Raw genomic sequence first — 9,658 nt, forward strand, 5'->3', positions numbered from 1 at the left:
GCCGCACCGCCCTTGACGCCGAAGTTGGGTCCAAGCGAGGCTTCGCGGATACACACGATCGCCTTTTTGCCGATGCGGTTCAAACCGTCGCCGAGGCCGACGGTCGTCGTGGTCTTGCCTTCGCCGGCCGGTGTCGGGTTGATCGCGGTGACCAAGATCAGCTTGCCGTCTTTTTTCTTGCGCGCCTCGGCGATGAACTCAGCCGAGATCTTCGCCTTGTCGTGGCCGTAAGGCAGCAAATGCTCGGTCGGAATGCCGATCTTGGCGCCGATCTCCTGGATCGGCTTCTTCTTCGCCCCACGTGCTATCTCGATGTCGGTCTTGAATTCGGCCATGACTCTCTTCCCTTGAGTTTGGTTCGATTTCCACGGAGCCCCTTGGGCTCCCAGATTAAAAGCGAGGCGCTGCCTGGCCCGCCGCACGGCAGGCCGAGACGACCGTATTGGCCATCAAAAGCGCAATTGTCATCGGCCCGACGCCGCCCGGMACGGGCGTGATCGCGCCGGAATGTTCGGCAGCACTGGCATAGTCGACGTCGCCGACAAGCTTCGATTTGCCGTTGGCGTCAGCGCTGAGGCGGTTGATGCCGACGTCAATGACGGTAGCGCCCGGCTTGACCCAGTCGCCCTTGATCATCTCCGGACGGCCGACGGCTGCGACCAGGATGTCGGCAGTGCGGCAAAGGGCCGGCAGGTCCTTGGTGCGGCTGTGGGCGATGGTGACTGTGGCATTGGCATTGAGCAGCAGATTTGCCATCGGCTTGCCGACGATGTTGGAACGGCCGACCACGACCGCGTTGAGGCCTGAAAGATCGCGGCCAAGCGCACGCTCGATCAGAAGCATCGAGCCGGCCGGCGTGCAGGGCACGAAGGCTGTGTCGAGTTCGCCGGTGCCGAGCTTGCCGACATTGGTGAAATGGAAGCCGTCGACATCCTTGTCGGCGGATATCGTCTGGATGATCTTGCCGGCGTCGATGTGGTCGGGCAGAGGCAGCTGAACGAGGATGCCGTGGATATTGCGGTCGGCGTTGAGCTTCTCGACGAGAGTGACCAGATCGGCTTCGGATGTGTCGGCCGGCAGTGCGTGTTCGATCGAATGAAAACCGCACTCCTTGGCTTTCTTGCCCTTGGAGGCGACATAGACCTGGCTCGCCGGATCGTGGCCGACGATGACCACCGCGATGCCGGGGACAACACCTGTCGCAGCGATCAGCTGGTCGGCTGCGACCTTGACCTTCGCCACCACATCGGCTGCGGCTACCTTACCGTCAATTACGGTCGTCATGCTATGTCGTTCCTCCCAGGCGAGCGCATCCGGTCCCCCGGCGCAAGCCGATGGTCCTCAGCCCCGGATACACCATCCGGACAGCTTTTGCGCTGAATTTTCCCGTCTGAATCTATAGCAGCCGGAAAGGCCGAAAGTCAACCGTAATGCAAGAATCTTTCATGGAAAGAAATATTGACCCCGGCACATTTTCCTCGGGATGGCTGCTGGTCGGTGGAGTGTGGCCCAAAGGAAAAGGCCGGCTTGCGCCGGCCTTGACCATGGAGACTGTTCCTGACGGTCAGATGACAAAGAACCAGTTGGCGAGAATCACCACCGCTACGCCGGCGATCAGCGTCAGATAGGGCAGGATGCCGGCCTTGCGGATCTTCAGATCCTCCTGGGTGATGCCGAGATCGTCGAGCATGTGCACCGGGAACTTGCCGCCATCCTGGACGTAGTGCCGATAGCAGAATACCGGGATGATCAGCGCTGCGGCGATGAAGCCGGCCCACAGCGCCCAGGGGTTCCACACCTTGGCGCCTGCACCCATGAACATGGCGTTGACATAGGAGAGCAGGGCACCCACTGCGATCAGGATCGTCGGCGCCTTCCACGGCCGGTGGATATGGCCGTTGTCCATGCGGTGGATCCAGCCCGAATTCAGGTTAAGGAAGTTGAAGATGATGTAGCCGCAATTCGACACCGATAGCACGAAGAAGAAGCTGGTGGCGTCGGCAGAGGCGACGGCGAGCAGGAACACGTTGAAGATCAGGTCGGTCCACATGGCGCGCGTCGGTGCGCCATGGCTGTTGACGTGGCTGAGATAGCGCGGCAGCCAGCCGTCGACCGAGCCCTGGTAGAGCGTGCGCGAGGAACCGGCCATCGCCGTCATGATCGACAGCATCAGTGCCAGGATCATCAACATCACCATGATCGAGGTGACGAAGCCAGCGCCGCCGACCATCCGGGCCATGGCTTCGGCAACGCCTGAGCCATCGACGATCGGGGTTGCCAGCATGCCGTTGAGGCCGAGCACGCCCTGGAAGGTGAAGGGCACCAGCGTGTAGAGCGCAAGGCAAAGCAGGCCCGAATAGAAGATCGCCCGCACGGTGTCGCGGCCGGGGTTCTTGAATTCGGAGGTGTAGCAGATCGCTGTTTCAAAGGCGTAGGCCGACCATGCTGCGATGAACATGCCGCCGAATGCCAAGGTCCAGCCGGCGACGTTCCATGCGCCGGGCTCTGGCGAGTAGGCGGCGGCGAGCGGCACCAGCGGCGAATAATTGTCCCAGTTGATCTGGCCGGTGACGATCGGGACGATGCCAACGATCAGCATCGGYACGATCACGATCAGGCCGATATATTTCTGCACATTGGCGGTGCCGAGAATGCCGCGATGCTGGATGGCGAAGGTTATCAGCATCAGGATGACGCCGATGAAGAACACCGAGTTGAGCGAGAAGCTGACCGGGCCGAGCGTGCCGTGATAGAGCGTCCAGCTGCGGATCGCTGGCGTTGCTGCCGTGGTCAGGGTTGCAATCGCGTCGGCGGCGCTCGCACCCGCATTGGCCGCCATGTATTGCAGCACTTCGGGCGAGGTTTCGGTGAAGCCGGGGATCGGTGCCAATGCGTTGAGGATATAGGCCGCCGCGATCGAGCAGCCGAGAGACAGCACCGGTGTCCAGGCGAGCCAGTTGCACCACACCGACAGCGGCGCGATGAACTTGGAATAGCGCAGCCATGCCGTTGCGCCATAAACCGAGGCGCCGCCCGACTTGGACGGGAACAGGCCGGCGATCTCGGCATAGGTGAAGGACTGGATCAGGCCGAGGATGATCGAGGCGGTCCAGATCAGGAAGGCGATGTTGCCGGTGGTGCCGGCGATGCCGCCGATCGAAAACAGAACGAGGGCCGGCACGCCGCTGGCTACCCAGAAGGCGCCGCGCCAATCGATCGTTCGTTGAAGCTGGCCGTCTCCGGCGCCGCTATGTGTGATTGTTGTTGAGCTCATTTGTCGTTCCCCGACCTTTGTCAAAAAGGCCCCGCGCCTCCCAGCGCGGGACCGTGTGTTGTTGTTGGGTTCGCCGTGTCAGAGCACGAAGAACCAGTTGGCTATCAGCACCACGGCAAGACCCGCGATGMGCGTCACATAGGGCAGGATGCCGGCCTTCTTCTTGCGCAGGTCGCTTTCGTGCATGCCAAGGTCATCGAGCATGTGCGCCGGGAACTTGCCTCCGTCCTGGACGTAGTGGCGGTAGCAGAACACCGGGATGATCAGCGACACCGTGAACAGGCCGGCCCAAAGCGCCATCGGGTTCCAGACCTTGGCGCCGGCGCCCATGAAGACGGCGTTGACGAAGGCGAAGATGGTGCCGGCTGCGAGCAGCCAGGTCGGGGCCTTCCAGGGACGGTGGATATGGCCGTTGTCCATGCGGTGGATCCAACCGGCATTGAGGTTGAGGAAGTTGAAGATGATGTAGCCGCAATTCGCCACGGCCAGGATGAAGAAGAAGCTGGTGGCGTCGGTGGAGGCGATGGCCAGCAGGCACAGGTTGAAGATCAGGTCGGTCCACATCGCCCGGGTCGGGGCGCCGTGTTCGTTGACGTGGCTGAGATATTTGGGCAGCCAGCCGTCGACCGAACCCTGGTACAGCGTGCGCGACGAGCCAGCCATGGCGGTCATGATCGCCAGCAGCAGCGCCAGGATCATCAGCATGACAAGCAAGGTCTTCACCAGCCCGCCGCCGCCGACCATCGAGGCCATTGCATCGGCGACGCCCGAACCGTCGACGATCGGGGTTGCCAGCATGCCGCTGATGCCGAGCACGCCCTGGAAGGTGAAGGGCACCAAAATGTAGAGCAGCATGCACAGCAGGCCGGAATAGAAGATGGCCTTGAAGGTGTCGGTCGCCGGGTTCTTGAACTCGCGGGTGTAGCAGACGGCGGTTTCGAAGCCGTAGGTCGACCAGGCGGCGATGAACATGCCGCCGAGCGCCAGCGTCCAGCCGGCAGTATTCCAAGAGCCGGGTTCAGGCGCATAGGCTGCGGCCAGCGGCACGAGTGGCGAGTAGTTGTCCCAGTTGATCTGGCCGGTCAGGATCGGAACGACGCCGACGACCAGCAGCGGCACGATGACCAGCAGGCCGACGACCTTTTGAACGCTGGCGGTGCCGAGGATGCCGCGATGCTGGATGGCAAACGTCATCAACATGAGGATCGCGCCGATCCAGAAGGTGGCGTTAAGCGAGAAGCCGACCGGACCCAGCGTGTGGCTGTAAAGCGTCCAGGTGCGGATGCCGGGCGTTGCGGCAGCGGTGACGGCCGCAACAGCGTCAGCTGCGGTGGTCCCGACATTGGCCGCCAGATACTGCAGCACTTCAGGCGAGGATTCGGTGAAGCCCGGGATCGGCGCCAGCGCGTTGAGGATATAGGCAGCCGCGATGGTGCAGCCGAGCGACAGCACCGGCGTCCAGGCAAACCAGTTGCACCATACCGACAGCGGCGCGATGAACTTGGAATAACGCAGCCAGGCTGTCGCACCATAGACCGACGCGCCGCCCGATTTGTTGGGGAACAGCCCGGCGATCTCGGCATAGGTGAAGGACTGGACGAAACCCATGATGATGGAGAGCGTCCAGATCAGGAAGGCGATGTTTCCGGTCGTGCCGGCGATGCCGCCGATGGAGAAAAGGACAAGTGGCGGCACGCCGCTGGCCACCCAGAAGGCGCCGCGCCAGTCGATTGTCCTTTGAAGTTGGCCGGCGGTTTCCGCCGGACTGACGTCCGTAACAGCGCTCATTGGCAAAGTTTCCCATTGATTGTGAAGGCACGTCGCGTACGCCCGAATTCTCGGTTTCATGGCGCGATTGCAGTTTCCGCTTAGGCTTCTTTTTTTCCTCAAAGTGAAGTTTGTCCGAATCCGATGCGGCGTCAAGCCATTTTGTCGCACTGCCAGGGGAAACAACTGTCAGCGCGGCCCTGTTGGAAGATCGGCCAGTTCCAACGCATCTCTCTGGGCGATCGCAGCCTACCCGAACGGGTGGGAATGGGCCATTTGCGGTTGGTTCGTCGGCTAGCCGGTCGGCATGTCCGCAAAATTGCTTCTATACTGGAATGAAAAAATCATTCATGCTATGAATTGCGTTCAAGAGCCGATCTCGGTCGGTCTCTGGAAAGGATCGACTAGCGCAGGAGACGTCGACGACAGGTTGGGTCCACGAACATAGGCGGGAGGAACATGAACGCCGAATGGAAGGGTCAGCGCCAGGGCATCGGGATTGAGGTGGTGCCGGTGGCAAAAGAGAACAGATTCAGGGTGTTGATTGCCGAGCGTAATCCGCTGGTGGTCGCTGCTTTGGGCGATATGCTCGGGCGAGACAGCCGTTTTGAGCTGGCCGAAAGCGTCCAGACAGGCAAGGCCTTCCTTGAGGCGGCATCCGTGGCGGACCCCTCGTTCGACATCGCCGTTCTGGGCTGGAGACTGTCCGACATGGACTCCGGCGAGGTACTGGCCGAGATGCAGCGGCGCGGACTGCATGCCCGCGTGGTGATCTTTTCCAACGACCACGATCTATCAATTCTCAAGCAATGCGTGCGCCTCGGCGTTCAGGGCTTCTGCTACCAGTTCGACGATCCGGCGATCCTGTTCGACACGCTTGTCGCAGTCGCCCATGGCCGCATCTGCATCCCCTACATGGATGTGTCCAAGATCAACGATACGCCGCTGTCGCGGCTGACGACGCGCGAACGCGAACTGCTTTCGGTGCTGGCCGACGGCTGGACGAACCTGCAGATTGCGGCGCGCACCGGGATTTCCGAAAACACCGTCAAATACCATCTCAAGAATCTTTACGACAAACTCGATGTCCGCAATCGGGCGATGGCGGTGGCGCTTTACGCCAGCGAAAAGAACCGCGGCCCGAGTTTGAGCTCGTAGCAAGGAACGGACCGCCCCGCTCTGGGGCGGCCAACGGCATTCAGCGGTGCGTTGGCCCGCGAGTCCCGTTTGGCGCTCGTCGGGCCGGAACGACAGCAACTTGAAGATGGCCCGCCTTGCGGACCTCGCCCCTCACTGTCTGGCTTTGCTGGGCATCTCCTCACTTCGTGAGGGGCGATGAACAACAACATCGGCAATTTGGCTCTGCAAAGGCACCATTCTTAAGGGGCGAAATCCCCTCCGGCCGATCCGATAACGATTACGGGAGCGTCGCTGTTGTCGATGAAGTGACCATCGAGATAGGGAAGTGCGCTCAGCCTGAATGATAACCCTACACCAAACCACCATTCTCGGGGTTGCAGCAACTCGTAGGTTTTGTAGCCTGTTATTTGCGCCTCAGGTGAGCTTAGAAAGTCGTTATTTGACTTCATCGCGACGCGCTGCCTGGCATCCCACAGGTGCACGTCCTGGATTGTACCCGAGTTTCTGTACCCGGCAATTTGTTCGTATCCAAGAAAGACGCGGATCAGCTTCATCCGTTTGTCGTCGAGGATGACAGGAGTTGGTATTGTGATGTGAAACCATCGCGCGAACCCTGGTCGGATCGTGATTTGGGTGCCCCAACCAAAGTGATTGAACCCGAAGAGACCGCCGTCTTCTGCCGGCGGATTCTCTGCTACCACTGCGTTCCCGTGTACCCAGCTAGCCGTAAACGCGACCATTTCGTTCCTCCTTTTTTGGAAAAAACGTAGCCTTGTTTCGATAGCAGAATTGCGGATGCATGAATACGTTCGTGGCAGACCTGCAGAACTGGTGCCAAGGCGTTGGCTCCGTGACGGCCGTACAAAAACAAATGCCGCCCCTAGCGGGGCGGCATGGCTGATTGCGCTGGGCGGATGATGCCGGCAGGCCGGGCTTTCACTCCGCCGCGACGGGAGTGGCGGTACGCAGGTAGGATTCAAGCGAGTCGTCGAGCGCATCCTTCCACGGCGTGTGATGCGCAGGCGCCATCGTGCCTGTGATGACCGACTTGTAGGAGTGGTTGCGGAACTCCATGATGCCCTTCTTCTTGTGTTCCTTCCACTCGAAGAAGGCTGCGTTGGCGCCGTCCACGTCAAAGCTGGGATAGTCGGTTTCGGCGATCAGTTCCTTGACATATTCGCCCTGGTATTCGATCGCTTCATGGGAGTCCTTGCCGGCATCCTCGCGCGCAACGCGGTCCTGGACGTCGCCGACCAGCGCCTGCTTGTCGGCGGGCAGATTGATGCGGCCGAGGATGACGTCGCGCGTCCACCAGGCCTGCGCGTCAAACATGTTGAAGGTGAACCACTGGTCCTGCATGCCGAGATAAAACATCGCGGGATTGTGAACATAGGCGACGCCTTTGTAGAGATCGGCGGTCGCCAGGCGGTTGGCGGTCCTCAGGCGCAGATCGTCAGGCAGGAACGGGAAGTGATGCTTGTAGCCGGTGCACAGGATGATCGCGTCGATGCGCTTGGTCGAGCCGTCCTTGAAGGTTGCGGTGTTGACCTCGACCTTCTCCAGAAGCGGCCGCTCTTCCCAGTTGTCGGGCCATTTGAAGCCCATCGGCGCGGTGCGGTAGCAGTTGGTGATCGACTTGGCGCCGTACTTCCAGCACTGCGAGCCGATGTCCTCGGCCGAATAGCTGGTGCCGACGAGCAGGATGTCCTTGCCGGCGAACTCGCGGGCGTCGCGGAAGTCATGGGCGTGGAGGATGCGGCCGTTGAAGCGGTCAAAGCCGGGGAATTCGGGCACGTTCGGGGTCGAGAAGTGGCCCGAGGCGACGATGACGTTGTCGAATTCCTCGGAATAGCAATGATCCTTCGGCAGATCCTGCACTGTGACAGTGAACTTTTTGGTCTCTTCGTTCCAGGTCACCATGCGCACGGCCGTCTCGAAGCGAATCCACTTGCGGACGCCGGCCTTGTTCACGCGGCCTTCGATGTAGTCGAAGAGCACTGCGCGCGGCGGATAGGAGGCGATCTGCTTGCCGAAATGCTCCTCGAAGGAATAATCGGCGAACTCCAGACCCTCCTTGGGGCCGTTCGACCAGAGATAGCGGTACATCGAACCGTGGACGGGCTCGCCATACTGGTCGAGGCCAGTGCGCCAGGTGTAGTTCCACAGACCGCCCCAATTGGCCTGCTTTTCAAAGCAGACAATTTCTGGGATTTCAGCGCCCTTCGCCGCGGCCGATTGAAATGCTCTCAACTGCGCCAGACCCGACGGTCCGGCACCAATCACGGCGACACGCTTGGCTGTCATGGTTTCCTCCTTTTGGTATAGACCAAATTTCGTTATTGGTTCCTCTGGTTCAGTTATGTTGCCTGCCATTATACCAATTTGTCAACGACGTGTTTCCTGGGAGGAAGGAAAATTTCGCGTCGTTGGGATGAAGCGCCCTGTTTTTGGTGGTATTCACGGACATGACGAACTCCAGCTTTGCCCATCGACTCGCGGTTTCCAGCGTCCTGCCCCGGCTGTCCGTCGGCATGCCGGACGCCGTTAACATTGGATTCCTGGCACCGCTCAGCGGTCTAGTGGAATCCTGGGGCCTGCCCGGATTGCATGGCTGCCGAATCTGGGAGGATTGGCTGAATAAGACCGGCGGGTTGCTGATCAACGGTCGACGCTATCAAATCAAGATTGTCGAGTTTGATTGTGGCTACGATGCCAGCCGGGCGCTGGAAGGTGCACGCCATCTGATAGAGCGCCATGACGTCAAGCTGCTGATGATGCTGGGAGGGGATACGATGGCGCAGATCAGGGATTATCTGAGCCAGCGCAAGCCCCTGACGTCGACCCTGCTGCCGAGCGACCTGTCGCCTGATACACCATACCTGATCGCGCCGAGTGAACTGCATCCGATCTTCAATGTGACGGGGGTGGAGTGGCTGGCGCAGGCGAGGCCGGAACTGCGCACCGTAGCGATCTGCAGCCAGACCGACGCGCTAGGCCTTCCCTCGCTTGCGACCTATCGCGCGGCCTTCAAGGCGGCCAAATTGAGGATCGCCAGGGAGATCCAGTACGATCCTGATACGACCGATGCGGCTGAAATCGTGCAGCCGATGCTGGATTCGGGTGCCGAAATCCTGTGCTGGTGCACCAGCTATACGCCGATGGTCCATGCGATGACCGAATATGCGCATGCGCAGGGCTTCAAGGGGCAGATCATATCCTGCACGCTGGACTATTACGACCAGCTCGTTGCCCGGACATCCGTCGAATTCATGGAAGGCTTCGTTTTCCAGTTTCCGGATTTCGACGACGAGAAGCTGAACGACAAGACGTTCTTCTTCAACCAGCCGAAGGGCTTCTTCGACGAGTACAACAGCCGCTTCCCCGGCACCTGGACCGCGGTGAGCTGGGAATATGTCGCCATCCTCGACATCTGGCATGCGGCGGTGGAAAAATCGAACAGCGTCAATCCCGCATCCG

At 60.4% G+C, this 9,658-nt stretch carries 8 protein-coding genes; 2 read left to right on the plus strand and 6 right to left on the minus strand.

What is annotated here, in order from left to right; translation table 11 throughout:
* From AC1DUU_RS13480 to AC1DUU_RS13495, 4 genes are all read right to left on the minus strand, one after another.
* Positions 1-335 (minus strand): formate--tetrahydrofolate ligase (locus AC1DUU_RS13480; protein ID WP_476783927.1); only part of this gene is annotated, 335 nt, incomplete at its 3' end.
* Between the two features lie 55 nt (positions 336-390).
* A complete protein-coding gene (folD, locus tag AC1DUU_RS13485) occupies positions 391-1,284 on the minus strand; it encodes a bifunctional methylenetetrahydrofolate dehydrogenase/methenyltetrahydrofolate cyclohydrolase FolD (protein ID WP_476783928.1) in 894 nt (297 codons plus the stop codon).
* A 280-nt stretch (positions 1,285-1,564) separates the two neighbouring features.
* A complete protein-coding gene (locus AC1DUU_RS13490) occupies positions 1,565-3,274 on the minus strand; it encodes an APC family permease (protein WP_476783929.1) in 1,710 nt (569 codons plus the stop codon).
* A gap of 78 nt (positions 3,275-3,352) precedes the next feature.
* Positions 3,353-5,062 carry an APC family permease gene (locus AC1DUU_RS13495; RefSeq protein WP_476783930.1) on the minus strand — a complete coding sequence of 570 codons (1,710 nt, stop codon included), beginning with the start codon at positions 5,060-5,062 and terminating at the stop codon, positions 3,353-3,355.
* Positions 5,063-5,500: 438 nt separating this feature from the next.
* On the opposite strand from AC1DUU_RS13495, the gene AC1DUU_RS13500 reads away from it, so the two are divergent.
* Positions 5,501-6,199: a LuxR C-terminal-related transcriptional regulator gene (locus AC1DUU_RS13500; protein ID WP_476783931.1), complete on the plus strand. Its 699-nt coding sequence runs from the start codon at positions 5,501-5,503 to the stop codon at positions 6,197-6,199.
* Between the two features lie 221 nt (positions 6,200-6,420).
* Here AC1DUU_RS13500 and AC1DUU_RS13505 read toward each other — a convergent pair whose 3' ends face one another.
* Positions 6,421-6,921, minus strand: coding sequence for a hypothetical protein (locus tag AC1DUU_RS13505; RefSeq protein WP_476783932.1), 501 nt, complete (start codon positions 6,919-6,921; stop codon positions 6,421-6,423).
* Between the two features lie 196 nt (positions 6,922-7,117).
* Positions 7,118-8,485: an NAD(P)-binding domain-containing protein gene (locus tag AC1DUU_RS13510; protein ID WP_476783933.1), complete on the minus strand. Its 1,368-nt coding sequence runs from the start codon at positions 8,483-8,485 to the stop codon at positions 7,118-7,120.
* 161 nt (positions 8,486-8,646) lie between these two features.
* On the opposite strand from AC1DUU_RS13510, the gene AC1DUU_RS13515 reads away from it, so the two are divergent.
* On the plus strand, positions 8,647-9,658 hold a 1,012-nt coding region (locus AC1DUU_RS13515; protein ID WP_476783934.1), incomplete at its 3' end, for an ABC transporter substrate-binding protein.

It is taken from the genome of Aminobacter sp. P4_H6_2 (genome assembly GCF_056400805.1).

What these genes read in the sequence shown, in the direction of transcription:
- AC1DUU_RS13500 (WP_476783931.1), top strand. Translation starts at nt 5,501, where the DNA reads ATGAACGCCGAATGGAAGGGTCAGCGCCAGGGCATCGGGATTGAGGTG.
- AC1DUU_RS13510 (WP_476783933.1), bottom strand. Translation starts at nt 8,485, where the DNA reads ATGACAGCCAAGCGTGTCGCCGTGATTGGTGCCGGACCGTCGGGTCTG.
- AC1DUU_RS13505 (WP_476783932.1), bottom strand. Translation starts at nt 6,921, where the DNA reads ATGGTCGCGTTTACGGCTAGCTGGGTACACGGGAACGCAGTGGTAGCA.